23 protein-coding genes, 2 pseudogenes and 1 riboswitch are annotated in these 25,067 nt (G+C 64.0%); of the genes and pseudogenes, 15 read left to right on the forward strand and 10 right to left on the reverse strand.

What is annotated here, in order from left to right; all coding sequences use genetic code 11:
* Nucleotides 1-105 precede the first annotated feature (105 nt).
* Complete coding sequence (locus tag CGZ66_RS20395) at nt 106-492, forward strand: MerR family transcriptional regulator (protein ID WP_006203215.1); 387 nt, start codon at nt 106-108, stop codon at nt 490-492.
* A gap of 6 nt (nt 493-498) precedes the next feature.
* Here the strand turns inward: CGZ66_RS20395 and CGZ66_RS20400 are convergent, their stop codons facing one another.
* Together CGZ66_RS20400 and CGZ66_RS20405 are read right to left on the reverse strand one after the other, a co-directional pair.
* On the reverse strand, nt 499-975 hold the full coding sequence (locus CGZ66_RS20400) for a methyltransferase family protein (RefSeq protein WP_095087275.1): 477 nt from the start codon (nt 973-975) through the stop codon (nt 499-501).
* Complete coding sequence (locus tag CGZ66_RS20405) at nt 972-1,970, reverse strand: heparan-alpha-glucosaminide N-acetyltransferase (RefSeq protein ID WP_095087276.1); 999 nt, start codon at nt 1,968-1,970, stop codon at nt 972-974. Before CGZ66_RS20405 ends, CGZ66_RS20400 begins: the two co-directional genes overlap by 4 nt.
* A gap of 236 nt (nt 1,971-2,206) precedes the next feature.
* Between CGZ66_RS20405 and CGZ66_RS20410 the strand changes: the two are divergent.
* Nucleotides 2,207-3,405 (forward strand): annotated as a pseudogene (locus CGZ66_RS20410) (MFS transporter).
* Nucleotides 3,406-3,408: 3 nt separating this feature from the next.
* Here CGZ66_RS20410 and CGZ66_RS20415 read toward each other — a convergent pair.
* The gene (locus tag CGZ66_RS20415) at nt 3,409-4,584 is read right to left on the reverse strand and encodes an aromatic ring-hydroxylating oxygenase subunit alpha (protein WP_095087278.1); all 1,176 of its coding nucleotides are present in this window, start codon (nt 4,582-4,584) and stop codon (nt 3,409-3,411) included.
* A 141-nt stretch (nt 4,585-4,725) separates the two neighbouring features.
* Nucleotides 4,726-4,922: riboswitch (cobalamin riboswitch) on the forward strand.
* 36 nt (nt 4,923-4,958) lie between these two features.
* Between CGZ66_RS20415 and CGZ66_RS20420 the strand changes: the two genes are divergently transcribed.
* From CGZ66_RS20420 to cobO, 4 genes are read left to right on the forward strand one after another with little or no spacing between them, the layout of a single operon-like run.
* Nucleotides 4,959-5,138, forward strand: a complete 180-nt coding sequence (locus CGZ66_RS20420; RefSeq protein ID WP_095087280.1) for a CbtB domain-containing protein — start codon at nt 4,959-4,961, stop codon at nt 5,136-5,138.
* Nucleotides 5,139-5,153: 15 nt separating this feature from the next.
* Nucleotides 5,154-5,957: a CbtA family protein gene (locus tag CGZ66_RS20425; RefSeq protein ID WP_095087281.1), complete on the forward strand. Its 804-nt coding sequence runs from the start codon at nt 5,154-5,156 to the stop codon at nt 5,955-5,957.
* On the forward strand, nt 5,950-6,465 hold the full coding sequence (gene cobU / locus CGZ66_RS20430; protein WP_095087283.1) for a bifunctional adenosylcobinamide kinase/adenosylcobinamide-phosphate guanylyltransferase: 516 nt from the start codon (nt 5,950-5,952) through the stop codon (nt 6,463-6,465). Before CGZ66_RS20425 ends, cobU begins: the two co-directional genes overlap by 8 nt.
* Nucleotide 6,466: 1 nt before the next feature.
* A complete protein-coding gene (gene cobO, locus CGZ66_RS20435) occupies nt 6,467-7,090 on the forward strand; it encodes a cob(I)yrinic acid a,c-diamide adenosyltransferase (protein WP_095087285.1) in 624 nt (207 codons plus the stop codon).
* 22 nt (nt 7,091-7,112) lie between these two features.
* Here the strand turns inward: cobO and cbiB are convergent, their stop codons facing one another.
* Entirely contained in the window at nt 7,113-8,081 is a 969-nt protein-coding gene (gene cbiB, locus CGZ66_RS20440) for an adenosylcobinamide-phosphate synthase CbiB (RefSeq protein ID WP_095087287.1), read from the reverse strand.
* Between cbiB and cobD the strand changes: the two genes are divergently transcribed.
* Together cobD and CGZ66_RS20450 are read left to right on the forward strand one after the other, a co-directional pair.
* Complete coding sequence (cobD, locus tag CGZ66_RS20445; protein ID WP_095087289.1) at nt 8,080-9,129, forward strand: threonine-phosphate decarboxylase CobD; 1,050 nt, start codon at nt 8,080-8,082, stop codon at nt 9,127-9,129. The genes cbiB and cobD overlap by 2 nt on opposite strands.
* The gene (locus CGZ66_RS20450; RefSeq protein WP_095087977.1) at nt 9,126-9,635 is read left to right on the forward strand and encodes a tyrosine phosphatase family protein; all 510 of its coding nucleotides are present in this window, start codon (nt 9,126-9,128) and stop codon (nt 9,633-9,635) included. The genes cobD and CGZ66_RS20450 overlap by 4 nt, the downstream gene beginning before the upstream one ends.
* A gap of 41 nt (nt 9,636-9,676) precedes the next feature.
* Here CGZ66_RS20450 and CGZ66_RS20455 read toward each other — a convergent pair whose 3' ends face one another.
* Both CGZ66_RS20455 and CGZ66_RS20460 read right to left on the reverse strand, forming a co-directional pair.
* Nucleotides 9,677-10,480: a creatininase family protein gene (locus tag CGZ66_RS20455; RefSeq protein WP_095087291.1), complete on the reverse strand. Its 804-nt coding sequence runs from the start codon at nt 10,478-10,480 to the stop codon at nt 9,677-9,679.
* 222 nt (nt 10,481-10,702) lie between these two features.
* Nucleotides 10,703-11,086: a RidA family protein gene (locus tag CGZ66_RS20460; protein ID WP_095087293.1), complete on the reverse strand. Its 384-nt coding sequence runs from the start codon at nt 11,084-11,086 to the stop codon at nt 10,703-10,705.
* 264 nt (nt 11,087-11,350) lie between these two features.
* On the opposite strand from CGZ66_RS20460, the gene CGZ66_RS20465 reads away from it, so the two are divergent.
* The 7 genes from CGZ66_RS20465 to CGZ66_RS20495 are packed head-to-tail and all read left to right on the forward strand — an operon-like array spanning nt 11,351 to nt 17,912.
* Nucleotides 11,351-12,355: an ABC transporter substrate-binding protein gene (locus tag CGZ66_RS20465; RefSeq protein ID WP_095087295.1), complete on the forward strand. Its 1,005-nt coding sequence runs from the start codon at nt 11,351-11,353 to the stop codon at nt 12,353-12,355.
* Between the two features lie 11 nt (nt 12,356-12,366).
* On the forward strand, nt 12,367-13,197 hold the full coding sequence (locus tag CGZ66_RS20470; RefSeq protein ID WP_095087297.1) for an ABC transporter ATP-binding protein: 831 nt from the start codon (nt 12,367-12,369) through the stop codon (nt 13,195-13,197).
* The gene (locus CGZ66_RS20475; RefSeq protein WP_095087299.1) at nt 13,184-14,035 is read left to right on the forward strand and encodes an ABC transporter permease; all 852 of its coding nucleotides are present in this window, start codon (nt 13,184-13,186) and stop codon (nt 14,033-14,035) included. Before CGZ66_RS20470 ends, CGZ66_RS20475 begins: the two co-directional genes overlap by 14 nt.
* 4 nt (nt 14,036-14,039) lie before the next feature.
* Complete coding sequence (locus tag CGZ66_RS20480; protein ID WP_095087301.1) at nt 14,040-15,341, forward strand: cytosine deaminase; 1,302 nt, start codon at nt 14,040-14,042, stop codon at nt 15,339-15,341.
* Nucleotides 15,341-16,744, forward strand: a complete 1,404-nt coding sequence (locus tag CGZ66_RS20485) for an FAD-binding oxidoreductase (RefSeq protein ID WP_095087302.1) — start codon at nt 15,341-15,343, stop codon at nt 16,742-16,744. Before CGZ66_RS20480 ends, CGZ66_RS20485 begins: the two co-directional genes overlap by 1 nt.
* Complete coding sequence (locus tag CGZ66_RS20490) at nt 16,744-17,325, forward strand: NAD(P)H-dependent oxidoreductase (RefSeq protein WP_167392185.1); 582 nt, start codon at nt 16,744-16,746, stop codon at nt 17,323-17,325. The genes CGZ66_RS20485 and CGZ66_RS20490 overlap by 1 nt, the downstream gene beginning before the upstream one ends.
* The gene (locus CGZ66_RS20495; protein WP_095087305.1) at nt 17,325-17,912 is read left to right on the forward strand and encodes an NAD(P)H-dependent oxidoreductase; all 588 of its coding nucleotides are present in this window, start codon (nt 17,325-17,327) and stop codon (nt 17,910-17,912) included. Before CGZ66_RS20490 ends, CGZ66_RS20495 begins: the two co-directional genes overlap by 1 nt.
* Before the next feature lie 168 nt (nt 17,913-18,080).
* Here CGZ66_RS20495 and CGZ66_RS20500 read toward each other — a convergent pair whose 3' ends face one another.
* The 4 genes and pseudogenes from CGZ66_RS20500 to CGZ66_RS20515 form a co-directional block, all read right to left on the reverse strand.
* A complete protein-coding gene (locus CGZ66_RS20500; RefSeq protein WP_095087306.1) occupies nt 18,081-20,531 on the reverse strand; it encodes a GcvT family protein in 2,451 nt (816 codons plus the stop codon).
* The gene (locus CGZ66_RS20505; protein ID WP_095087308.1) at nt 20,528-21,709 is read right to left on the reverse strand and encodes a pyridoxal phosphate-dependent aminotransferase; all 1,182 of its coding nucleotides are present in this window, start codon (nt 21,707-21,709) and stop codon (nt 20,528-20,530) included. Before CGZ66_RS20505 ends, CGZ66_RS20500 begins: the two co-directional genes overlap by 4 nt.
* Nucleotides 21,702-22,579: pseudogene (locus CGZ66_RS20510) on the reverse strand (homocysteine S-methyltransferase family protein). The gene CGZ66_RS20505 and the pseudogene CGZ66_RS20510 overlap by 8 nt, the downstream one beginning before the upstream one ends.
* Nucleotides 22,576-25,029, reverse strand: a complete 2,454-nt coding sequence (locus tag CGZ66_RS20515; protein WP_095087309.1) for a GcvT family protein — start codon at nt 25,027-25,029, stop codon at nt 22,576-22,578. The pseudogene CGZ66_RS20510 and the gene CGZ66_RS20515 overlap by 4 nt, the downstream one beginning before the upstream one ends.
* Nucleotides 25,030-25,067 lie beyond the last annotated feature (38 nt).

The raw sequence follows: 25,067 nt of genomic DNA on the forward strand, positions 1-25,067 counted from the left end.
AGGCTTGCGCGGGGTGCCATGTCGATTCCAGCATGGCATGGGTTTGGTTCGGGACAGAGGGGGTGCCGCATGGCGATCCCCGGGTTCCGGGGTGTGGGAGTGACAATGCGGGAATATTATTCGATCACCGAACTGACCCGCGAATTCGACGTGTCGACGCGGACGCTGCGCTTCTATGAGGACGAGGGGCTGGTGCAGCCGGTGCGGCGCGGCCGCACGCGGCTGTTTCGCCCGTCCGACCGCCACCTCATTCGCCAGATCATGCGGGGAAAACGGCTCGGCTTCTCGATCAACGAGATCCGCGAAATCATCCAGATGTACAAGGAGCCGCCCGGCGAGGTCGGTCAACTCAAGCTGATGATCAAGCGCATCGAGGAGAAGCGCGAGGACCTGCGGCAGAAGCGCCGGGACCTCGAGGAGACGCTGGCCGAACTCGACCAGGCTGAGGAATCCTGCGTCGAGCGGCTCGTCGAACTCGGCGTCAACACGTAGCGCTGTTCAAATCCAGCGCCGCACTCTTTTGGCGTAGTCCCGGTATTTCTTGCCGAATTTCGCCGCCAGCACCTTTTCCTCGCCCTCGATCGCGATCTTTTGCGTGGCATAGGCCGCGATGAAGGCGAGCGGCAGGAACCATACGATCCCCGAGACAAAGGCGACGCCGATCAACAGCAGCGTGTTGGCCAGATACATCGGATTGCGGGTGATGCCGAAGGGGCCCGTGGTAACCAGGTGATCGGGCACCGCGTTGGGATTGAGTGTGGTCTTGGCCCGAATCATAGTGCGGATCGCGGTGAACCAGAGTGCCGCGACGCCGAACAGGGCCACCCAGCCGGCGGCGAACAGGATATCGCCCAAAAGATCGCCAATCCAGGGCAGGGGATAGAGCAGGCCGAGTGCGATGCTGATGGCGATGGCAGCAACGTAGATCACCGGCGGCCACGGTATGAGCCCTGCCTTCGGCTGGTTCTCGGTCATTTGACCCCTCCCTCCGTCATCTTGTCTTCGGTCTTGGCGGTGCACATACCGGCGAGATCGGATATATGCGTCTTCCATTCGGCAGTCTGGTCGTTGTTGTAGAGCCGATCAAGTGAGGCTTCGCTCTCGAGCGTGTCGAGCATGCAGACACAGTAGCTCGAACAGAATTCGGTGTCGCGCGACTGCTCGCAAGACAGCTGGCAGGTCTTCAGGAAGTTCACCTGCGGGGTTTCGACCTTCGCCGGCATGACTTGCGCGAACAGCCACACAGAGCCGATCAAAAGCGGCTGGTGGATCAGGTAGAAGGCCAGGCTGTGACGGCCGATGAAGACCAGCGGGTTGGCCCAGCGGCCGGGTGCCAATTCGGCAAGCCGGGCAAGCAGGCCCGAAGCGGAGGCGAGTTTCGTCACCGCGATGCCTGCAAGTACCGCGCCGAACCACGGAAACAGCGGAACGTAATCGTTGGAACGCGGATTGATCGCCGACAGGCCGATCCACCACAGCCATGGATGGTCGAAGGCCTCCAAGCGCAGATAGACGGGCGCTGCGATGACCAGCGCTGCAACAAGCAGCGTCAGCAGCGCCGGCAGCCGCAGGAAGGCGAGGCCGAGCAGGCTGGCCAGCGCGATCTCGTGCAGGATGCCGAAGAAGATAAAACCGTCCGGGGTGGCAATGCGGGTGACAACCGAGATGGCGATCGCCGCTCCGGCGACCATGGCGAAGCGCCTCCAGAAGCCGTTCCAGCGGATTTGCCGGCCATGGGCGAGGTACAGGCTGACGCCGACCAGGAACAGGAAGGTCGAGGCGATGCAGCGTGCGTAGATCTTCCACCAGCCGAAGGCGGTGAGGCCGGGGTCGGTATAGCCGAAGAATTCCAGATCCCAGGTGAAATGATAGCTCGCCATGGCGATGAGCGCGATGCCGCGCACGATGTCGATGGCGACGATGCGGTTCGGTCGATCCTGAACGGGTGCGGTCGGCGTGTGGATGCTCATGGTCTCGTATTTTTGATTCAGCCCCGCAAGACGACTATCACGGTTGCCCCGGACAAAAGAAGACCGGCAGCTTCGGGCAAAGGCTGCGCTGCAGACGCTGGGTCAGGCGCCGCCTTAGGCCAGTGCCGGAAAGCCTTTGGCCGACTTCGCTTTTGCCGGATAGGCGTCGGTTTCCTGTTATCCGCGCAGGAATCACCACGGCAGATTTGACCCGCTGATTCTGCTTTGGGGAAGCAATGTCCACCCATGTGCGCCACCCGGTCTGGCTGCCGGCCTTGCGGCCGGCCGACGCGCGCACCTTCGCCTCGCTCTATGCGGTCGAATCCTTCGCCCGCGCCACGGTGTCGAGCGTCATCCCGATCCAGGCCTACGAGATCCTGCATAACGAGCAGATCGTCTCGATCCTCTACACCATCGTGGCGATGCTCGGCCTGTCGGTAACGCTGTTCATGCCGATGCTGATCCGCCGCTTCGCTCGGCGCTGGGTCTACACGGCCGGCGCCTGCCTGCTGGCCATCGGCTCGCTGTTCTTCGTGGCCCATACGCTTGCCGGCCAATGGCCGGCATGCTGTGCCGCGTGATGGGCGCCAGCGCGCTGTCGATCACGCTCAACCTCTACATCATGGACCACATCCGCAAGACCGATTTCATGCAGGCCGAATCACTGCGCATGGCGTGGTCGATGTTGGCCTGGACCGGCGGGCCGACGCTCGGCATCTTCCTCTACACGCGCTTCGGCATCTATGCCGCGCACGGTGCGGTGGCGGTGTTCGCGCTGGCCTTGCTGGCGCTGTTCTGGACCTACCGCCTGGGCGACAACCCATCGATCCGCCCTGGCAAGACGCGGCCGGCCAATCCGCTCGCCAATATCGGCCGCTTCGTCGCCCAGCCCAGGTTGCGGCTGGCCTGGCTGATCGCCTTCGGCCGCTCCTGTTTCTGGACGACGTTCTTCGTCTACGGGCCGCTGTTCATGGTCATCACCGGCGAGGGCAAGCTGGCCGGCGGTCTTTTGGTTTCGGCCGGCAATGCGCTGCTGTTCATGGCCATCTTCTGGGGCAAGGCGGGCAAGCGCTTCGGTGGCCGCCGAACCATGACATTTGCCTACTTCGCCATGTCGGCCATGCTGCTGGCGGCGGGTGCGGTCGGCCAAACCGTGCCGCTGCTCACCGGCGCCTTGCTGCTCTGCGGCGCTTTCTTCACCATCGCGCTCGATGCACTGGGCTCGACCGCCTTCATGCGCTCGGTGCGATCCTATGAAAGGTCGCAGATGGCGGCGGTCTATCGCACCTATCTCGACTTTTCCGAACTGACGCCGCCGCTGGTCTATTCGGTGGTGCTGGCGTTCTTCGGGCTGGGCTCGGTGTTCGTCACGCTCGGCCTGCTGGCGGCGGTCTGCGGCTTCGTGACCTGGCGATACCTGCCGAAATCGCTGTGATCTTCACGGCTTGGGGGTAGCTGCTGCGTGCCGTTCGCGGATCCAATTGTGGAAGCGGTGCAGGTCGTACTCCTCGGGCATCAGTACGCCGGCCGCATGGCGCATCGAGCGCAGACCTTTCTGATTGACCTCGCAGATCCCTGTATCCTCCTCCAGCACCTGTTTGCCGAAGGCGACGATGTTGTCGATGTCGGTTGCACCAAGCGCCTCGGGCGCAAACAGCCATTCGGCGACAAGCTCGGTCTGCTCGGGGCCAAGCGGCACCAGCCGCACGGTCCTGATATAGTCGACGTGCCCGACGATGAACATCGACGGCAGGTTGGTGGCGTAGGTCTGGCCGGCGGCGCGTTCGGCTGATGTGAGGCCGGTGAAGACCGGCCCATGCGCTTGGCCATCGCGCGACCATGTCTGCGCGCCGGCGCGCAGACCGCCGGAAAACTCCGGCGCGTCATTGTCGGCGTGGCGGGACCATTCGGGATCGTCATGGCGACCCATCAGGCCGCGGCCATAGATCGGCACCAGCCGCGACAGGTCCTTGTGGACGCCCGGACAATGCAGGCACTCGTTGAAGTTTTCCCAAAAGATCTTCCAGTTGCAGTTCATCACCTTGCGCAGCACATGGCCGGTAACAAGCGTTTCCAGCGGCCAGTTGGCGAGACTGCCGGACGCTGGATCGAAGGATGTTTCCGCCGAGCCGGCGGCGTCCTCCTGCAGATTGACGAAGACAAAACCGCGCCATACGGAGAGCGCCACGCGATAGAGCGGATGATTTGCCTTGTCGAAGCCTTCCGGCAGCGACTTCGACGGCACGCGAACGAGGTCGCCGCGCAGCGAATAGGACCAGGCATGGTAGGGGCAGGTGATGAGCCGCGCCTTCAGCCGGCCTTCGCTTTCCTGGCAAAGCTGCGAGCCGCGATGGCGGCACGTGTTGTGGAAGGCGCGCAGTTCGCCGGTTTCGTCGCGGAGCACGACGATTTCCTGCGTGCCGACGCGGAAGGTGCGGAATGAAAGCGGCTGCGCAAGGTCGGCCTGGCGGCAGACGAGCAACCAGCTTTTGTACCAGATGGCGTCGAGATCGCGCTGATAACTGTCCGCATCCCAATAGGCCGACGATGGCAGCGTCGGTTCGGCCCGGGTCAGGCCGTTGTAGGGATCGCGCTCGCTGGCAATGGGCTGCATGGCTGGCTTCCTGTGGATTTGTCAGCCGACACCCGACCACGGGAATTGTCAATTGTTGTGCCGGAGACCCGATTTATCTGGATGGCGCAATCGCGCTGGTTGTCGGCGGAATTTGGTTTGCCGGTCGCGGCGATTTTCCCTATAGTCGCGCTTGTCGTCGGTTCCGTTTGGAGCCAAGAGGGAATGCGGTGCGGGCGGACTTGTTGCCCCATGCCGTGGCTGCCCCCGCAACTGTGTGCGGTAGTCCTCTCCATATGCCACTGAAGGTTTCTCTTCGGGAAGGTGGGGAAGGGCGCTGATCCGCGAGCCAGGAGACCTGCCGGCGACAGGAAACTGACTTCGATGCCCTCGGGTGGAGGGTGAAAGGACAAAACATGACTACCGCTTCCGTCTCCCTCGGCGCCTCCGTCTCCTCGCAGTCGCGCTTCATGCAGCTTGCACTGGTGGCGCTGCTCGGCATCTTCGTCGTCGGCTTTGTCGGCTTCTCGCATATCGATGCGGTCCACAATGCGGCTCACGACTATCGCCATTCGATGGCGTTTCCCTGCCACTGACGAGGATTTGACATCATGAACCTGTTTCGCAACGTCGTGTTCATCGCGGCGATCGCAGGGCTCGTGGCCGGCGTCGTTCTCGCCTGCCTGCAGGCCTATGCCACCGTGCCGCTGATCCTCAAGGCGGAAGTCTACGAACAGGCCGGCGGGGGCCATCACCATGACCATGCCGCTCCGGCCGCAACCGATTCCAGCGCAATGAGCACAGCCGCTCCGGCGGGGAATGCGATGAGCTCTGCCGCCCCGGCGCCGGCGGAAGCAGCCGCTCCGGCGGCGGAAGACGAAGGCTGGGCGCCGGCCGACGGTTTCGAGCGTTTCGCCTTCAGCGTGGTTGCCAATATCGTCACCGGAATCGGTTTCGCGCTGATCCTGGTCGCGGTTTCCGAATTCGCCGGCGGCATCGGCAATTGGCGCCAGGGCGTGTTCTGGGGTCTGGCAGGCTTTGCCGTGTTCACGCTGGCACCGGGCCTCGGCCTGCCACCGGAATTGCCCGCGATGCCGGCGGCCGATCTCACGCAGCGCCAGATCTGGTGGTGGGCGACGGTGGTGGCGACCGCGGCTGGTCTCGGCCTGATCGCGTTCCGCAAGTCGCTGCCGCTTGCGATCCTTGCCGTCCTGCTGATCGTCGCGCCGCATATTGTCGGCGCACCGCAGCCCGACAGTTTCGAGACGCCGATCCCGGAAGGCCTGCACCACCAGTTCGTGGTGGCGGTTACGGTGACCAACCTGGTGTTCTGGCTGGTGCTCGGCGCCGTCGTCGGCGTGGTGCGCGGCCGCTTCACCGGCACCGCGACCAGCCTGCGCGACAGCTTTGCCTGATCGCAGCAAGCTGACCTTCATCATCGGCGGTGCGCGCTCCGGCAAGAGCGCGCATGCCGAAACCCTGGCGACGGTTCTACCCTCGCCATGGACCTATATCGCCACGGCGCAAGCCTATGATGACGAAATGCGTGAGCGTATCGCGTTGCACCGCTCGCGGCGCGGCGAGGGCTGGGCGACCATCGACGCACCGCTCGATCTCGCCGGCACGCTTGAGGCCCTGCCGGACGACCGGCCGGTGCTTGTCGACTGCCTGACACTGTGGCTGACCAATCATATGCTGGCCGAACACGACCTCGACCTTGAGTGCCGTCGGCTGGCGGACGTGCTGTCGCGGCCGCGCGGGCCCTGGTTCGTCGTGTCCAATGAAGTCGGCCAAGGGATCGTGCCTGACAACGCGCTGGCGCGCCGTTTTCGCGATGCCGCCGGCCGGCTCAACCAGCAGGTGGCCGCTGTCGCCGATACGGTGCTGCTGATGGTGGCGGGGCTGCCGCTCAAGGTGAAATGAAATGACCGATATCGACAACAAGACCGACCGGGATGAAGAACGCCACCGCGCCAAGATGGCCAAGCGCAAGGCGGTGCAGGATGCCGAGGTGGCGGCCAAGACGATCGAGAAGGGGCTGCTGATCGTCAACACCGGGCCGGGCAAGGGCAAGACCACCGCTGCTTTTGGTCTGGCTTTGCGGATGCTCGGCTACGGCAAGCGTGTCGGCGTCGTCCAGTTCATCAAGGGCAAATGGCACACCGGCGAGAAGGATGCCTTCGCCGCCTTTGGCGACCGCGTCGTCTGGCACGCCATGGGCGAGGGGTTCACCTGGGAGACCCAGGATTTGAAGCGCGACATCGCGGCGGCCGAAGCCGCATGGGCCAAAGTGCTCGAACTGATGGCCGATCCATCGATCAGCCTGCTGGTGCTCGACGAACTGAACATCGCGCTGCGCTACGATTATCTCGATCTCGACAAAGTGGTTGCGGCGCTGAAGGCGCGGCGCGAGGGCCTGCATGTCGTCGTCACCGGCCGCAACGCCAAGCCGGCAATGGTCGAGGCGGCCGATCTCGTCACCGAAATGGGTGTAACCAAGCACCATTTCTCGGCGGGCGTGAAGGCGCAGCAAGGCATCGAGTTCTGATAGCCTTAACCAGCAGGCCCGATTACGCGACGATGACGATTGCCGAGACCAAACCAAACAGCGCGATCAGCAGATAATCGGCGACACGATAGAGTTTCAGCGCCTGCCTGATGTCGATGCTGTCGGCTTCGCGGCGGCCGCCTTCGCCCATGAAGACGTCATCGACCAGCACGCCGCCGTAGCTGCGCGGCCCGGCGAGGGCCAGGCCGAGCGCGCCGGCCATCGCCGCTTCGGGCCAGCCGGCATTGGGCGAGCGGTGTTTTTTCGCGTCGCGCCACACGGCATGCCAGGCGTTTTTCGCATCAGCACCCCTGACGAGGAATGCGGCCAGCACGATCAACAGCGCCGTCAGCCGCGATGCCGGCAAGTTGATCCAATCGTCGAAGCGCGCCGCCGCCCAGCCGAACGCTTCGTGGCGCGGGGTGCGGTGGCCGATCATCGAATCGGCGGTGTTGGCTGCCTTGTAGGCAGCGCCTCCTGCCAGCCCGCCGACGCCGGTCCAGAAGGCGGGAGCAACGATGCCGTCGGAAAAATTCTCGGCCAGGCTCTCGATCGCCGCGCGGCTGACACCGGCCCGGTCCAGCGATTCGGGATCGCGGCCGACGATGCGCGAGACGGCGATGCGTCCAAGAGCAAGGCCACCTGTGTCGAGCGCGTCGGCCACGGCCTCGACATGCTCGTAGAGGCTCTTCTGCGACAGAAGCGATGTCGCCAGAAGGGCGGCAATGATCAATCCCATGGGAACAAACCAGAGCAGGATCTGCACGCCGAGCCCGATCGCCGCCGGCACCAGCACGATGACCAACAGTGCCAGGACACCACGCTTGCGACGCAGCGCGTCGGGATCAGTGGCGCGGTTGAGCCGGCCGTCGAGAAAGGATATCAGCCTGCCGAACCACGTCACCGGATGGCCGATGGCGCGAAACAGCCAGTCCGGGTAACCCAGGACGAATTCAGCGGCCAATGACAGGAAAGCGATCAGGATTGACATGAAGCTTCTTGATGGGGCGGCGGTGGACCATGGTGGAAGTCTCGGCCGGGCGAGGGCGCTTTTCCCCAACGCGCCGCTGCCTTTCGTCGACCTCTCGACCGGTATCAATCCGCACTCCTACCCGCTTTTCGAGCTGCCCGCCACCATCCTGTCGCGGCTGCCGGAGGCCGGACGTGGCCGCGAGCTGGTCGAGATCGCGGCGAGCGCCTATGGCGCGCCTTCGCCAGCCAACCTTGTCGGGGCACCCGGCACGCAGATCCTGTTGCCGCGAGTCGCATCGCTGATAGCGCCCGGCAAGGCGCTGGTGCTGGGTCCGACCTATGCCGAACATGCGCGGGCAGCGGCGATCGCCGGGCACGCGGTGACGGAGGTTGGCGATTTCGAAGTGTTGGCGGAAGCCGACCTTGCCATCATCGTCAATCCCAACAATCCGGATGGGCGCATCATCGCGCGCGACAGGCTGCTGGCACTCGCCGCAGGGCTGCGCGCCAAGGGCGGGCTGCTGGTGGTCGACGAGGCGTTCATGGATGTCGGCCCGCGCGAGCACAGCCTCGCAGGCGATGTCAGCCAGGGCGGCATCGTGGTGCTGCGCTCGTTCGGCAAGTTCTTTGGCCTGGCCGGGTTGCGGCTCGGTTTTGCGCTTTCCGATGCGGCGGCGGTCGGCCGGCTGGACAACCAATTTGGACCATGGGCCGTCGCCGGCTCGGCGCTGGAATACGGCATTCGCGCGCTTGCCGATATCGACTGGCAGGACGCGATGCGGGCATCCCTTGCGGACTCATCGGCACGACTCGATAAGCTGTTCGGCCGCTTCGGCGCTGCTGTCGCGGGCGGCACCACATTGTTCCGCTATCTGCGCTTGCCGGATGCCGCCGACCTGTTCGCCACACTTGGCGAGCGCGGCATCCTGCTGCGCCATTTTGCAGACCGTCCTGGCGTCTTGCGCGCCGGCCTGCCAGGGAGCGAGGTGGAATGGCAGCGGCTCGAATCCGCTCTTGCCGAATGGGCGTCCCGGCGCGAGGATCGATCGAAGGGTTCGAACCAATGATCCATGTCTGTTCGCTGGCGAAGGTCGAGGAAACGGTGGCAAGGACTGGCGCCGACCGCATGCTGTCGCTGCTCGCCGCTGGAACCGACGTTGTGCGGCCGGCCTCGATCGCCCGGGAGAATCATCTGCATCTGGTCATGCACGACATTGCGGTGGCGCAGGACGGCATGACCATGCCGGGCGAGGAGCACGTCCGCAACCTGCTTGATTTCGCGCGCCGATGGGACCGGGCAAAGCCGATGGTCGTGCATTGCTATGCCGGCATCAGCCGCTCGACCGCCTCGGCCTACATCATCGCCGCGGCATTGGCACCGAAGCGCGACGAAGCCGAACTGGCTCAGACGCTGCGGACGCTGTCTCCCTCGGCGACGCCCAACCCGCGGCTGATTGCGGTGGCCGACCTCCTGCTCGACCGCAACGGCCGCATGATCGAGGCGATCCAGGCGATCGGGCGCGGCGCCGACGCTTTTGAAGGAGCGCCCTTTGCGCTGAAGATCGACATCTAGGACATGTTGATATTCAGGTGACCTGCCCTGAGACGGGAGTGCTATTTCAGCCAGTCGGCTAGCTTCGCCTTGCGTACATCGCGCAGCAGGCTGATGAAACCATCGGCCTGATGTTCTGATGTCAGCCGGCCTTTCTCGGCCGTGGCGATGCTGGCATCGCCGACCACGCCATTCGGGTTGAGATCGCTGGCGATCCAGGCAAAGGCATGGGTGCCGGTGTGGCGCAGCAGCGAAAATTCCTTTTCAGCCTTTGCGACATTGGAAACGAAATTGTCGGCCTTGCCCATGTCGACGAGATCCGGCCGGAAATGCAGCATCAGCGACGTCTCGACATCGCCGCCATGGATGCCGTGACGGTCCTCGATTTCGGTGTACATGCCCGCCGGGCGGCCAAAGCGCTGCCAGCTGGTCTTCACCGCCAGCATGTTTTCGCGCACGCGCAGTTCGCGCGTGACGATGCCCATGATCTCTTCATTGCCGCCATGCGAATTGACGACGATCAGCTTGCGCACGCCGGCCCGTGCGATCGACAGGCCAAGTTCGGTCCAGGCGTCGACCAGCGTCGTTGCCGGCAGGGTGAGGGTGCCCGGTGCGTGAAGATGCTCGTTCGACTTGCCCACCGCCTGCACCGGCAGGATGCGGATGTCGAGATCGTCGGGCAGGCGGGCAATCACCGTGTCGAGCATGCCGTTCATGATCGAGGTGTCGGTCGAGACCGGCAGATGCGGACCATGCTGCTCGATCGCCGCCAGCGGCAGCACGGCGATCGTCGCCTCCGGGTCGATCGAGGCGTATTCGGTCGTGCGGTAGTCGCCCCACCACACGCGTCTTTTTGTTTCGTTCATAGCGGGCCCTCGAAGGAACTGTTTGGCGTTTGTGCTGCCCCTCACCCTTACCCTCTCCCCGTGAAGAACGGGGAGAGGGGGTCGCCAGCGTTGGAGCGCTTCCCTTCTCCCCGTCACAATGTGGGGAGAAGGTGCCGGCAGGCGGATGAGGGGCAGCGCAGACTTTGGTGTGGTGTAGCTTCAGATTGCGGACCTGTCGATTCGTAGCGTCTCGCCGACGTCTCACCCAGCCGCGATGGCCTCGACCTCGACCTTGAATTCGGGCCGGGCGAAACCGGAGACGATCATCAGCGTCGAGGCCGGCGCCGGGCTGGAAAACAGCCGGTCGCGGACATCCATATAGGGTCGCAGGTGCGCGCGGTCGGTGACGAAGGCGTTGATGCGGACGATATCCTGCAGCCCCAGACCGGCCTCTCCGAGCACTGCCGCGATGTTGCGGAAGCAGAGTTCGGCCTGTGCGCCGGCATCTTCCGGTATCTGGTCGTCCGCCGTGATGGCGACCTGGCCCGAGCACAGCACCAGCCGCTTGCCGGCGGGCACCTCGACGCCGTGGCTGTAGCGGGCAAAGGGTGGCTTTATCGACTTCGGGGTGAGGAACTTGAACATGGCAGTCTCCGGTTCGCCGGTAGCCTAAGACCGGATGCACCATACCTTCAAGATGGCGGTGCATGTCGCTGGGGCGATTGTGGACAGGCGTTCAAAAAATAGGCACGATGCCTCCGGTGCAGCACGACCCGTCCGGCTTCGCAGATGGCTGTGGTGCAAGCGGGCGGTCCCGGCGCAAGACGCCGGTGGCATGTGTCTTGCTTCTTGAATCTCTGGTGTCGAGCCTGGCGCGTGGCGTGCCGGAGCAAACAAAGGGTGATGTTGATGTACGGAAAACAGAAGATCTCGGTGGCGGTGGTGGCCCTGCTTGCGGCCAGCACGCTCGGTGCCGCGGCGAATGAAAAAGTCACCTTCGGCACCAACTGGTTGGCCGAGCCGGAGCATGGCGGATATTATCAGGCGGTGGCTGACGGCACCTACGCCGCCTGCGGCCTCGACGTCACCATCATGCAGGGCGGTCCGCAGGTCAGCGGCCGGCCGATGCTGCTTGCCGGCAAGATCGATTTCTACATGGGCGGCAATCTGCTGTCGGCTTTCGATGCCGTCCAGCAAGGCATTCCGATGCGCGTGGTGGCGGCGGATTTCCAGAAGGACCCGCAGGTCATCATGTCCCACCCCGGTGAGGGGCTCGACAAGTGGGAAGATTTGAAGAACGCCGACCAGTACATATTGGGCGACGAAGGCGTGCAGACCTTCTTCCAGTGGATGGTCATCGAGCTCGGCTTCGACGCCGCCAAGCGCGCGCCCTACACCTACAACACCGCTCCCTTCCTCGCCAACAAGAAGTCGATCCAGCAGGGCTACGTCACCTCCGAGCCGTTCGCGGTCAAGAAGGAAGGCGGCTTCGTACCGAACCAGTTCCTGCTTGCCGACTATGGCTGGGACACCTACTCGACGACGATCGAGGTGATGCAGGACACGATCGACAAGAAGCCGGAGGTGGTCCAGTGCTTCGTCGATGGCTCGGCCAAGGGCTGGTACAAATATCTCTACGGCGACAACAAGGCCGCCAACGACATGATCAAGAAAGACAATCCTGACATGAGCGACGAGCAGATCGCTTTCTCGATCGAGCAGATGAAAAAGTTCGGCCTTGCCGATTCAGGCGACACCGAAAAGCTCGGCATCGGCGCCATGACCGACGCGCGCATCCAGAGCTTCTACGACAAGATGGTCAAGGCCAAGGTCACGCCAGCCGGCATCGACATCAAGAAGGCCTACACGCTGACCTTCGTCAACAAGGGCGTCGGGCTCGAGCTGAAGAAGTAGGCCGTTCCGGCATGATGCAGGAGAATGTGGCGCAAGCGCCGGCGAGCGCGTCGGATGTCGCTCCGACATTGCTGGCGCTGCGTGGCGTCGGCAAGGTCTTTTCCAACGGCGTGACGGCGCTCAGCGATGTCGATCTGACGATCCGGGAAGGCGATTTCCTCAGCCTGCTCGGACCGTCCGGCTGCGGCAAGTCGACGGCGCTGCGGCTGATCGCCGGCCTGTCGACGCCGACCTCCGGCGTGCTCGACTGGCGCGGCGGCGGCTCGCTTGACCGCTCGAACATCGGCTTCGTCTTCCAGGAGCCGACGCTGCTGCCTTGGGCCAGCGTCTTCGACAATGTCTGGCTGCCGCTCAGGCTGAAAGGCGTTTCCCGCGCCAAGGCGGCGCCGGCGGTGACGCAAATGCTGGCGCGGGTCCACCTGACCGGCTTCGAAGACGCGGTGCCGCGCGAACTGTCCGGCGGCATGAAGATGCGCGTCTCGATCGCGCGCGCGATGGTGACGAAACCGCGTGTGCTGTTGATGGACGAGCCGTTCGCCGCGCTCGACGAGATCACCCGCTTCAAGCTCAACAACGATCTCCTGGAGCTGTGGCAGGACGAGCGCTTCACCGTCGTCTTCGTCACCCACAGCGTCTTCGAAAGCGTGTTTCTCTCCAACCGCGTCGTCGTCATGGCGGCGCGGCCGGGCAGGGTGTTCGACGAACTCGCCATCGAGGCAGCCTATCCGCGCGACGAGGCGTTCCGGACCTCGCCCGACTATGCGGCGTTGTGCCGGCAGGCCTCCGACGTGTTGGTCAAGGCCATCAATTCAACAGCAGGCGCGCACCATGACGGCCATTGACGAGGGCGTGCTTAAGCTCGATCCCGAGGAAGCGCGCCGCGTGCGCCAGGAGCGGCTCGAACGGATTGGTCGCTGGGTGTTGCCGCTGGCGATCATGATCCTGGCGATCTGGCTATGGGATCGCATCTGCGTGTGGAATGAGATCCCGCAATACATCCTGCCGCGCCCCGGCGTGGTGCTGTGGACGCTCTACAACGATGCCGGCCTGCTGTTTTCCGCGCTGCTGGTGACCTTGCGCATCACCTTCCTCAGCCTGGCCTTGGCCGTCATCGGCGGTGTCGGGCTGGCGGTGCTGTTCGCGCAATCGAAATGGGTCGAGATGTCGTTCTTCCCGTTCGCCATCGTGCTGCAGGTGACGCCGATCGTGGCGATCTTTCCGCTGATCAATATCTATGTCGACAACCAGACGACCAAGCTCCTGCTCTGCGCCTGGATCGTTGCCTTCTTTCCGATCCTGTCCAACACCACGCTCGGCCTCAATTCGGTCGACCGCAACCTGCGCGACATGTTCAAGCTCAATGGCGCGACGCGCTGGCAGCAGTTGCGCTATCTCAGATTGCCGGCGGCGATGCCGTATTTCCTGGGCGGGTTGAAGATCGCCGGCGGCCTGTCGCTGATCGGTGCCGTGGTGGCCGAGTTCGTCGCCGGCGCCACCGGCCAGTCGTCGGGGCTTGCCTCACGCATCATTGAAGCCGGTTATCGGCTCAACGCGCCGCGGCTGTTTGCGGCGCTGTTCCTGATTTCGCTCACCGGCATCCTGATCTTCCTCGTGCTGTCGCTGATTTCGCATCTCATTCTAAGGCGCTGGCACGAAAGCGCGCTGAAGCAGGAGCGCTAGTTCCTTGGTACCGAACACAGGTTCATACCACCTCGCCAACGCCCGGCTTCACGCGTCCCTGACGCCGGGATTCACAGCTGCTTTCGACAGCGATGGCTTTGCTCTTGCAGACATCGCTATCGCCGACGGCAAGATTTCCAGCATTGCCCCGCATGGCCGTACCGCAGTGCCGTTGGACGCCGTCGACCTTGCCGGCCGGATCATCCTGCCGTGCTTCGTCGACTGCCATACGCATATCGACAAGGGCCATATCTGGCCACGAAAACCCAATCCGGATGGCACCTTCATGAGTGCGCTGAATGCCACCGGCGCCGACCGCACTGCGCGCTGGAACGCCGAGGACGTGGCGCGGCGCATGGATTTCTCGCTACGCTCAGCCTACGCGCATGGCACCAGGGCCCTGCGGACTCATCTCGACAGCGTCGCGCCGCAAGAGGAAATCTCCTGGCCGGTGTTCGAAACGATGCGCGAGACATGGCGCGGCCGCATCGAATTGCAGGGCGCGTGCCTGATCGGTATCGAAGGCGTGCGCGACAGGAAATGGTTCGACAGGCTGGCAAAAAGGGTTGCCGCGGCCAAGGGTGTTCTCGGTGTCGTCACCTACATGGTGCCGGACCTGGAAGAGCTGCTCGATCATGTCTTCGCGCAGGCGATCAAGCATGGCCTCGATCTCGATTTCCATGCCGACGAGACCGACGACATCGCGGCGATCTCGCTGAAGAAGATCGCCGAGGCGGCACTCTGGAACGGCTTCGAGGGCAACATCCTCGTCGGCCATTGCTGCTCGCTGGCGCGCCAGCCGGACCTCGATGTTCTCGACACGCTGGACAAGGTGGCGAAGGCCGGGCTCGCGGTCGTATCGCTGCCGATGTGCAATCTCTATCTGCAGGACCGGCGCGGCGACCACACCACACCGCGCTGGCGCGGCGTGACTCTGCTGCACGAGATGAAGGCGCGTGGCATTCCAGTCGCCGTCGCTTCCGACAACACGCGTGACCCGTTCTATGCCTATGGCGATCTCGACATGCTGGAGGTCTACCGCATGGCGACGCGCATCCTGCATTTCGATCATCCGGTCGCCGACTGGCCGCAAGCGGTCACCGCGACACCTGCCAGGGTGATGCGGCTCGACGGTTTCGGCACGCTCGCTGCCGGCGGTGATGCCGACTTCGTCGTGTTCAAGGGCAGGAGCTGGACGGAATTGCTGTCGCGGCCCGAATCGGATCGCATCGTCGTGCGCAGCGGGCGCGCGATCGACCGGCAACTGCCCGACTATGTCGAACTCGACGAACTGATGGTGGAATGATGGATGTTTCGGCGCTCAAACGCGATCTCGAAGGCCTGAAGTTCGACGACAATCCGGCCATCGTCCAGCAGAAGAGCCGCGACTTCTACTGGTACAGCCCGGTGCTGAAGCAGCAGCTCGACCATGTCACCGGCGACCTGATCGTGACGCCGAAGAACGAGGCCGAGCTGATCCGCGTGCTTGCGGCCTGCCACAGGCACGGCGTGCCGGTTACGCCGCGCGGCAGCGGCACGGGCAATTACGGGCAGGCCATGCCGCTCTCCGGCGGCGTGGTGCTCAACCTTGCCGAAATGAACGAGATCAAGTCGATCGCGCCGGGGCGCGTGGTGACCGGACCGGGTGCGGTTCTGGCCGACATCGACAAGGCAACGCGGGCCCATTCCGGCCAGGAACTCCGGCTGTCGCCCTCCACCTACAACACGGCTTCGATCGGCGGCTTCATCGCCGGTGGCTCGGGCGGCGTCGGCTCGATCAATTTCGGCGGCCTGCGCGATTTCGGCAATGTGCTTCGCCTACGCGTGGTGACCATGGAGGCCGAGCCGAAGGCGCTCGAACTCACCGGCGAGGATTTGCACAAGGTGACCCACGCCTATGGCACCAACGGCATCATCACCGAAGTCGAGATGCCGCTGACATCAGCCTATGACTGGGTCGATGTCATCGTCGGCTTCGACAGCTTCATGGAAGCGGCCCGCTATGGCAATGCGCTGGCTTGCCAAGACGGCATCCTGACCAAGCTGATCACGCCGATCGCGTCACCCGTGCCGCAGCTCTACTTCAAGCGGCACCAGAAATTCCTCAGGGAAGGGCAGAGCATCTGCGTCGTCATGGTGGCGCAGCATGGGCTCGACGCCTTCCTGGCCTTCACCCGCCGTGCCGGCGGCGAGGTGATTTTCAATGCCGTCACAGCGACACCGGAGGACAAGAAGGGCCTGCCGCCCGCCTATGAGCTGGCCTGGAACCACACCACGCTCAGGGCGCTGCGCGTCGACCCCTCGATCACCTATCTGCAATCGCTCTATCCCTTTCCCAACCAGCTGGCGCTGGTCGAGAAGATGGACGCGATGTTTCCCGGCGAGGTGTTCTCACATCTGGAATTCGTGCGGCTGGACGGCAACATCACCTGCTTCGGCCTGCCACTGGTCAAGTTCACCACCGAAGCGCGGCTCGACGAGATCGTGCGCCTGCATGAGGAGAATGGCTGCCCGATCTTCAACCCGCACCGCTACACGCTGGAAGAGGGCGGCATGAAGCAGACAGATGCGGTGCAGCTTGCCTTCAAGCGCGAGACCGATCCGCAGGGCTTGCTCAACCCCGGCAAGATGATCGCCTGGGAGAACCCGGACTACGACTACCGTTCGGGCCGCACATTCCTGTTCAAGGGGCTGCAAAAGGCAGGCTGATGAACATTCTCGTCCTCCACGCCCATCCGGTCGAGACCAGCTTCAATGCCGGCCTGCACCGGATGATCGTCGAGAGGCTGACGGCAGCGGGCCACAAGGTCGACGATTGCGATCTCTACGCCGAGGATTTCGATCCGCGGCTGACGCGCCAGGAGCGGCTGGACTACCACAATGCGCGCGGACCGGCCGACCCTGCGGCGCCCTATGTCGAGCGCCTGCTGCGGGCCGAAGCGCTGGTGCTGTCCTACCCGGTCTGGAACTATGGCTTTCCGGCGGTCCTGAAAGGCTTCTTCGATCGCGTCTTCCTGCCCGGCGTGTCGTTCAAGCTGGTCAATGGCAAGGTGCAGCCCTCGCTGCACAACATCATCAAGGTCGCGGCGGTCACCACCTATGGCGGCAGCCGGTTCCGCGCCATGCTGATGGGCGACCCGCCGCGCAAGCTGATCAAGCGCATGCTGCGCGCCACTGTAAAGCCCGGCGCGCCGGTGAGCTATCTCGCGCATTATGCGATGAACTTGTCGACAGCTGAAACGCGCAAGGCATTCATGACCAAGGTCGCGGCCAGTATGGACGCCTTCTGATGCGCGCACTGGTGGTCTACTGCCATCCCGTGCCGGAGAGCTTTTGCGCGGCGATCCGCGACACTGCCGTCGAGGTGCTGAAGGCGCGGGGCTGGGAGGTGCGGCTGCTCGACCTCTATGCCGAGAAATTCGACCCGGTGATGGGTTGCGACGAACGGCGCTCCTACAACGACCAGGCGCCGCAGGATCCGGCGCTGAAGCCGCATTTCGAGCTGCTCAACTGGGCCGAAGCGATACTGTTCGTCTATCCGACCTGGTGGTACGGGCTGCCGGCGATGCTGAAGGGCTGGCTCGATCGGGTGTGGGCGACGGACGTCGCGTTCAAGCTGCCAGCGGGCAAGGGGCGGATCAAGTCGCTGATGACGCATGTGACCAAGGTCGGTGTCATCACCACCTGCGGTGCGCCGACCTGGTGGAGCGTCGTCGTCGGCCAGCCCGGACGCAAGACCCTGCTGCGCGGCATGCGGGCGCTGTGCGCGAGGCGCTGCCGGACCTTCTTCCTGGCGCACTATCTGATGGATGCCTCGACGCCACAGACACGGGCTGCGTTTCTGGCGAAGGTGCGATGGAAGCTGGAGCGGTTCTGAGGGGCTTGACCCTCCCCCTTGTGGGGAGGGTCACACAGCAAATGCCGCAAAGCGGCTTTTGCGAAGTGGGGTGGGGGTCTCGTAGGGCGTACCCCCCACCCCGTCTCGCAATCTTCGCTTCGCTACGTCTGCGAGCCGACCTTCCCCACAAGGGGGAGGGTGAAACAACTACATCCTCGTCCGCACCGACGTCGGGTCATACATCGGCTTCAGCGATGCTTCCGCAGCAAAACGCTCGCCGGCGATCTCGATCTCGTAGGACGATGCCAGAACATCCGCCTCGCTCTCGCCCTGGCACGGCACATAGCCCAGCCCAATGGCGCCGCCGAGATGATGGCCGTAATTGCCCGAGGTGATCGGGCCGACGATCTTGCCGTCGCGCAGGATCGCCTCGTTGTGGAAGAGCAGGGGCTGCGGCTCCTTCAACCGGAACTGCACCAGCCGGCGTGACAGGCCGGCCTCCTTCTTCCGCAGCACCGCATCGCGACCGATGAAGTCGCCCTTGGCCGTCTTGACGACAAAGCCGAGGCCGGCTTCCAGCACATTGTCCTCATCGGTGATGTCGTGGCCGAAATGCCGGAAGGCCTTTTCGATGCGGCAGGAATCCAGCGTGTGCAGGCCGCAGAGCTTCAGGCCGACATCAGCACCCGCCTCGTCGATCGCCTCGAAGACATGAGCTGCCTGGTCGGTCGAGACGTAGAGTTCCCAGCCGAGTTCGCCGACATAGGTGACGCGATGGGCGCGGGCCAGGCCCATGCCGATCTCGATCTCCTGGAACGTCCCAAACGGGTTGGCTTCGTTGGAGAAATCATTCGGGCTGACCTTCTGGATCAGCCTTCGCGAGTCCGGCCCCATCAGGCAGAGCACGGCTTCAGCCGCAGTGACGTCGGTGACGACCACGAACTCGTCGGTCAGATGCTTGCGCAGCCAGGCGAGGTCTCGCTGCAGCGTCGCGCCGGGAACGACAAGGAAGAAAGCCGTTTCCGACAGCCGCGAGACGGTGAGGTCGCTTTCGATGCCGCCGCGCTGGTTGAGCATCTGTGTGTAGACGATCTTGCCCGGCGCCACGTCCATGTCGTTGGCGCAGAGCCGTTGCAGGAAGGCGCAGGCATCGCGGCCCTCGACGCGGATCTTGCCGAACGAGGTCATGTCGAACAGGCCGACCTTGTTCCTGACCGCCAGATGCTCCTCGCGCTGGTTGTCGAACCAGTTCTGCCGCTTCCAGGAATAGCGGTATTCGCGCTCCTGGCCCTCGCGGACGAACCAGTTGGCGCGCTCCCAGCCGGCGACCTCACCGAAGACGGCGCCTCGCGCCTTGAGATGTTCATGCAGGGGCGAGCGACGGACATTGCGCGAGGTCGCCATCTGCCGATAGGGGAAATGATCGGCATAGAGCAGGCCGAGCGTTTCGGAGACGCGCTCCTTCAAATAGCGGCGGTTCTTCTGGAATGGCTGGGCGCGGCGAATGTCGACTTCCCAGAGATCAAAGGGTGCTTCGCCATCATTGATCCACTGCGCCAGCGCCATGCCGGCGCCACCGGAGGAGACGATGCCGATCGAGTTGTAGCCGGTCGCCATCCAGTAGCCGGACAGCTCCGGCGCCTCGCCGAGATAATAGCGGTCGTCGGGGGTGAAGCTCTCGGGACCGTTGAAGAAAGTATGGATGCCGGCGGTCGCCAGCATCGGCATCCGGTTGACGCCCATTTCGAGGATCGGCTCGAAATGGTCCATGTCCTCAGGCAATTGGTCGAAGCAGAAATCCTCGCGGATGCCATCCATGCCCCAGGGTTTTGCCACCGGCTCGAAGGCGCCCAGCATCATCTTGCCAGCGTCTTCCTTGTAGTAGGCGCATTCGTCCGGCACGCGCAGCACCGGCAGGCGGGTAAGGCCCGGGATTGGCTCGGTGACGAGATAAAAGTGCTCGCAGGCGTGCAGCGGGATGGTGACGCCGTTCTGGGCGCCCAGTTCGCGCGCCCACATGCCGGCGCAGTTGACGACAATGTCGGTTTCGACCGTGCCTTGTTCTTCACCTTGCGCCCACGACACGCCGGCGACGCGACCGGCCTTGGTGTGGACCTTGGTGACCTTCACATTCTCGACGATGGTGGCGCCGCGCTGGCGGGCACCCTTGGCCAGCGCCATCGCGATGTTGGCGGGGTCGCATTGGCCGTCGAGCGGCAGATGCACGGCGCCGACGACGTCGGACACATTGAGATGCGGGTACATCTCCTTGACTTCATTCGGTGAAATCTCGCGCACGTCGACATCGAACGCGCGAGCGAGAGACGCCTGCCGGTAGATCTCATGCTTGCGCTCTTCGGTCAGCGCCACGGTGATCGAGCCGACCTGGCGCATGCCCGTACCGACCTCGGTCTCGGCTTCCAGCTTGACGTAAAGGTCGGCCGAATATTTCGCCAACCGGGTCATGTTCTGCGAGCCGCGCAGCTGGCCAATAAGGCCGGCGGCATGCCAGGTTGTGCCCGACGTCAGCTGCTTTCGCTCCAGGAGCACGATATCGGTCCAGCCGAGCTTGGCCAGATGATAGGCGACCGAACAGCCGGAGACGCCGCCGCCGATGATGACAGCTCTTGCCTTGGTGGGGATGGCCTTGGCGGTCATGCGGCCTCCCGGCGATAGCTGGAGGCAAAACGGCGCAGTCGAAGTGCTGCTTCCTGCAGCACGGGCTCCGGCTGGCAAAGGCTGATGCGAATGTGGCCGGCGGCCGCCTCGCCGAAGCTGGAGCCAGGCATCACGCCGACCTTTTCTCTGTCGAGCAAGGCCCAGGCGAATTTCTCGTCGTCGGGTTCGACGGCCGATATGTCGAGCATGACGTACATGCCCCCTTCAGAACCGCGCACCGTGACATCGTTCATGCCACGCACGGCGTCGAGCAGGATGGTGCGGCGCGCGGCGTAGCGTTCGGCAATTTCCTTGACGCCATAACGGTTCTCGAGCGCCTCGGCGCAGGCAATCGAGATGAAGGCCGGCAAGCCATAGGTCGTCACCAGATTGAGATTGACCAGCAGCGAAATCATCTCTTTTGGTCCCGTCAGCCAGCCCATGCGCCAGCCGGTCATGCCATGGCTCTTCGACATGGAATTGATGACCAGAGTGCGCTCGGCCATGCCGGGCAGCGAGCGCGGCGAGACGTGCTCGCCGCCGCCCAGTGTCCAGTAGACCTCGTCCGACAACAGCCAGAGGTCATGCTCCCTGCAGACCTCCGCCAGCTGTTCCAGCCGCTCGCGCGAATAGACCGCACCGGTCGGGTTGTTCGGCGTGTTGATCAGGACGGCGCGGGTGTTGGGCCGAAGTGCTGCGCGGATCATGTCGGCATGCGGCTGGAAGCCATCCTCGGCCGGTGTCTCGACCACGGTGAAACTGGCACCGGCGGCGCTGAACGTGTTGGGATAGGTGGCGTAGTAGGGCGCCACCACGATGGCATGGTCGCCTTGGTCGAGAACAGCCTGCACGGCCGCGTAGAGTGCGGCCTGGCCGCCCGGCGTGGCGATGACCTGATCCGGCGTCGTCTCGACGCCGGTGCAGGCGCTCGAGGCTGCCGCCATAGCCTTGCGCAGGCGCGGCAGGCCGGGAAGCGGGGTGTAGTGGTGATTGCTGCCGCGAACCGCGGTCACACAGGCTTCGATGGTTTCCGAGGGCGTGTCGAAATCATGGTCGCCCACTGACAGCATGATGATGTCTTCGCCGGCCGCCTTGCGGGCCCAAGCGGCCGAATGGACTTCCCAACCGTCCTTGCCCGAAGGCACGATGCCGGAAATGCGCGATGATGGTCTAGGCATGTATATCTCCCGAAATTTCGTAGCCGGCCTGTTCGAGCCGGTCGCGCAGCGCGGCGATGTGTGGCGGTCCAACCTCACAGCAGCCGCCGACAATGCTCGCGCCGGCCTCCACCCAGCCGATCGCCTGTTCTGCATAGGCGTCCGGACCGAGGTCATGGCGAGCGTGCAGGACATCCACCGTGTGAAGCCGTTGGCATAGGCGCCAACCGGGCCGCCGAGATCAATCAGTTCGGGCAGCGCTGCGCTGACTGCCTCGGGCCGGCAACAATTGACCAGCCGCGCTGCCACCGGCAGGCCATCGAGAGCGCTTGCCGCCGCGGCCAATGCCTCGCCACTGCGCAGGCGTGGCTTGCCATGATCGGCCAGCGTCCACGAAACCCATACCGGCTTGCCGCTTTCCGACGCTGCGGTTACCGCCGCATGCGCCTCCTGGGTGGAAGCCATGGTCTCGCACAGGAACAAGTCGACGCCATCAGCCTGCTCGGCAACGATGCGACGGTAGGTGTCGAGCGTATCCTCGAATGAAATGGTCAGCGCATGGGCATAGCTGCCGAAAAGCGGCGACAGGCAGCCGGCGATGGTTGCCTCGCCGGCCTGCTCGCAGGCTTGCCTTGCAAGCTCGATGCCGCGCTTCTGCAATGGCTTGAAGAGGTCTTCCGCGCCCTCGCGCGCCAGGCGTTCGGGTGTTGCCGAATAGGTGTTTATGGTGATGACGCGGGCACCGGCACGGATAAATTCCGCGTGCAGGTCGCGCACGAGATCTGGTTCGTCGATCAGCACCCTGGCCGACCATAGCGGCGTCGGCTCGGATTTGCTGCGGCGGACCAGTTCCTGGCCCATGCCGCCATCCGTGAGGATGATTTTCTTCACGCGCGCAGCCTCTCGTTCATTGGATCCCACAAGGGCTCGTCCTTCTGCACGACCGCCTGAAAACGGTCGCCGAAGATTTCGATCTCGATCGCTGTTCCCGGTTCCGCCAGATCGGCGCGCAGCATGCCGAGCGCGATCGATTTGTCGATCCGATGACCCCAGCCGCCCGATGTCGTTTCACCGACGATCTTGCCGTCGTGCCAGAGTGTGGAAACAGAAGGGGCGTCGCAGTCACCGGGGTTCTTGACGACCAAAGTGACGAAACGCTTCGTCACGCCTTGCTGCTTCTCGTTCAGCAGTGCCGCCTTGCCGCGGAAATCGGGCTTGTCCCATTTGACGAAGCGCTCCAGCCCGCCCTGGAGGATCGAATAGTCGGTCGACAGGTCGCCCTTCCAGGTGCGGTAGCCCTTTTCGAGTCGGAGCGAATCCAGCGCGTACATGCCGAATGGCCTGAGGCCATGCTGTTCTCCGGCCGCGCAGATGGCGTCAAAGATGGCGGCGGTGTCGTCGACCCTGGTGTGGATTTCCCAGCCGAGTTCGCCGGCGAAGGAGACGCGCACCAGCTTCGCCCAGCGTCCGGCGATCTTCGTCTCCTGATGCGTCAGCCACGGCAAAGCAAGGTCGGCGCCGCAGACATCGGCGAGGATTTTTCGCGAGTTCGGGCCGGCCAGGATCTGGGTCGAAAATTCCTCGGTGCGGTCGATCAGCCTGAACGGCGCATCCCTGGGGATCCTCGATTTCAGCCATTCGAAATCATGCCATTGCGCGACCGCCGCGGTGATCAGCGTCATCAGGTTCTCATCATGGCGCACGACCGACATTTCGGTGACGATGCGGCCCTTGTCGTCGGCGAAATAGACGAGGCCGATGCGGCCGATCTTCGGCACCAGCCCGGTGACCTGCAGGCTCAGCCATTCGGCGGCACCTGGCCCGTCGAGGTTGAAGCGCGAGAAGCCCGGCAGGTCGAGGATGCCGGCTGCGTCGCGAACGGCAAGGCATTCCTCGTGGACGCGATGCTGCCACGGTCCTTCGCGACGGAAGGTCAGCGTCGCCTCCTCGGAAACGTCGTCGCCGTCCTTGGCGTACCAGGTGGCGCGTTCCCAGCCATTGTAGGCGTCGAAGCGGGCGCCGAGCGCCTTGATGCGATCGTGGATCGGCGACAGCTTGCGGTCACGGCCTTCCGGCCAGGCATGGCGCGGGAACTGGATGGCGTATTCGTTGCCGTAGATCTCCATGCCCTTGGCGACGCAGTAGTCCGGCGCGGCAGCAAAGGAGGTGAAGCGGCGTGGATCGCACGACCACATGTCCCATTCGGTCTGGCCCTGTGTCACCCATTCGGCCAGCACCTTGCCGGCGCCGCCGCCCTGGGCGATGCCGAAGGTGAAGACGCAGGCCTCGAAGGCGTTGGGAACGCCGGGCATCGGCCCGATCAGCGGATTGCCGTCCGGCGTATACGGGATCGGCCCATTGATGACCTTGGACAGGCCGGCGGTGCCCAGGATCGGCACGCGGGCGACGGCATCGGCCAGATAATGTTCGAGCCGATCGAGGTCGTCGGGGAACAACTGGAAGGAAAAGTCCTCTGGCATCGGATCATTGTGGGTCGCCCAATGCGCGCGGCAGTTGCGCTCATAGGGGCCGAGATTCATGCCGTTCTTTTCCTGGCGCAGATAGTAGGAGGTGTCGACGTCGCGCAGCAGCGGCAGTTTCTTGCCCTGTTCCTTCGACCATGCCGCCAGTTCGGGGATTTCCTCGAACAATATGTACTGATGGCTCATCACCATCATCGGCACCTCGCGGCCGAACATCTTGCCGACTTCGGCGGCGCGGTAGCCGGCGGCATTGACGACGACCTCGCAGCGGATTTCGCCTTGCGTGGTCTCGATCACCCATTCGTCGTTCTCGCGGCGCACGCCGGTGACCGGGCAGAAGCGGATGATCCTGGCGCCCATGTCGCGCGCGCCCTTGGCCAGCGCCTGGGTCAACTGCGCCGGATCGATGTCGCCGTCGCTCGGATCGTAGAGTGCGCCTTTCAGATCATGCGTCTCGATGAAGGGATAGCGGCGCTTGATCTCGTCGACGCCGACGACGTCGATGTCCATGCCCTGATAGCGACCCATGCCCTTGGCGCGCTGGAACTCCTGCATGCGCTCGACCGAGTGGGCGAGGCGCAGCGAACCGGTGACGTGGTAGTTCATGGGATAGTCGACCGCTTCGGCCAGCCCACGGTAAAGCTCGGTCGAATAGCGCTGCATGTTCATCAGCGACCAGGACGATGAGAAGGTCGGCACATTGCCGGCGGCATGCCAAGTCGAGCCGGAGGTCAACTCGTTCTTTTCGAGCAGCACGCAGTCGGTCCAACCCGCCTTGGCGAGATGATAGAGTGCGGACGTGCCGACGGCACCACCTCCGATGATCACCACGCGTGCCGTGCTCGGTAAACCGGCCATGTTCTTCTCCCTGACAAAACCCAAAAGCGCGTTGCGCT

Source organism: Mesorhizobium sophorae (assembly GCF_002270415.1).
Classification (GTDB): Bacteria; Pseudomonadota; Alphaproteobacteria; order Rhizobiales; family Rhizobiaceae; genus Mesorhizobium; species Mesorhizobium sophorae.

Bases quoted from the DNA above. Each gene is read 5' to 3' on its own strand.
- CGZ66_RS20395 (WP_006203215.1), top strand. From the start codon at position 106: ATGCGGGAATATTATTCGATCACCGAACTGACCCGCGAATTCGACGTG.
- CGZ66_RS20400 (WP_095087275.1), bottom strand. From the start codon at position 975: ATGACCGAGAACCAGCCGAAGGCAGGGCTCATACCGTGGCCGCCGGTG.
- CGZ66_RS20405 (WP_095087276.1), bottom strand. From the start codon at position 1,970: ATGAGCATCCACACGCCGACCGCACCCGTTCAGGATCGACCGAACCGC.
- CGZ66_RS20415 (WP_095087278.1), bottom strand. From the start codon at position 4,584: ATGCAGCCCATTGCCAGCGAGCGCGATCCCTACAACGGCCTGACCCGG.
- CGZ66_RS20420 (WP_095087280.1), top strand. From the start codon at position 4,959: ATGACTACCGCTTCCGTCTCCCTCGGCGCCTCCGTCTCCTCGCAGTCG.
- CGZ66_RS20425 (WP_095087281.1), top strand. From the start codon at position 5,154: ATGAACCTGTTTCGCAACGTCGTGTTCATCGCGGCGATCGCAGGGCTC.
- cobO (WP_095087285.1), top strand. From the start codon at position 6,467: ATGACCGATATCGACAACAAGACCGACCGGGATGAAGAACGCCACCGC.
- cobD (WP_095087289.1), top strand. From the start codon at position 8,080: ATGAAGCTTCTTGATGGGGCGGCGGTGGACCATGGTGGAAGTCTCGGC.
- cbiB (WP_095087287.1), bottom strand. From the start codon at position 8,081: ATGTCAATCCTGATCGCTTTCCTGTCATTGGCCGCTGAATTCGTCCTG.
- CGZ66_RS20450 (WP_095087977.1), top strand. From the start codon at position 9,126: ATGATCCATGTCTGTTCGCTGGCGAAGGTCGAGGAAACGGTGGCAAGG.
- CGZ66_RS20455 (WP_095087291.1), bottom strand. From the start codon at position 10,480: ATGAACGAAACAAAAAGACGCGTGTGGTGGGGCGACTACCGCACGACC.
- CGZ66_RS20460 (WP_095087293.1), bottom strand. From the start codon at position 11,086: ATGTTCAAGTTCCTCACCCCGAAGTCGATAAAGCCACCCTTTGCCCGC.
- CGZ66_RS20465 (WP_095087295.1), top strand. From the start codon at position 11,351: ATGTACGGAAAACAGAAGATCTCGGTGGCGGTGGTGGCCCTGCTTGCG.
- CGZ66_RS20470 (WP_095087297.1), top strand. From the start codon at position 12,367: ATGATGCAGGAGAATGTGGCGCAAGCGCCGGCGAGCGCGTCGGATGTC.
- CGZ66_RS20475 (WP_095087299.1), top strand. From the start codon at position 13,184: ATGACGGCCATTGACGAGGGCGTGCTTAAGCTCGATCCCGAGGAAGCG.
- CGZ66_RS20485 (WP_095087302.1), top strand. From the start codon at position 15,341: ATGGATGTTTCGGCGCTCAAACGCGATCTCGAAGGCCTGAAGTTCGAC.
- CGZ66_RS20490 (WP_167392185.1), top strand. From the start codon at position 16,744: ATGAACATTCTCGTCCTCCACGCCCATCCGGTCGAGACCAGCTTCAAT.
- CGZ66_RS20495 (WP_095087305.1), top strand. From the start codon at position 17,325: ATGCGCGCACTGGTGGTCTACTGCCATCCCGTGCCGGAGAGCTTTTGC.
- CGZ66_RS20500 (WP_095087306.1), bottom strand. From the start codon at position 20,531: ATGACCGCCAAGGCCATCCCCACCAAGGCAAGAGCTGTCATCATCGGC.
- CGZ66_RS20505 (WP_095087308.1), bottom strand. From the start codon at position 21,709: ATGCCTAGACCATCATCGCGCATTTCCGGCATCGTGCCTTCGGGCAAG.
- CGZ66_RS20515 (WP_095087309.1), bottom strand. From the start codon at position 25,029: ATGGCCGGTTTACCGAGCACGGCACGCGTGGTGATCATCGGAGGTGGT.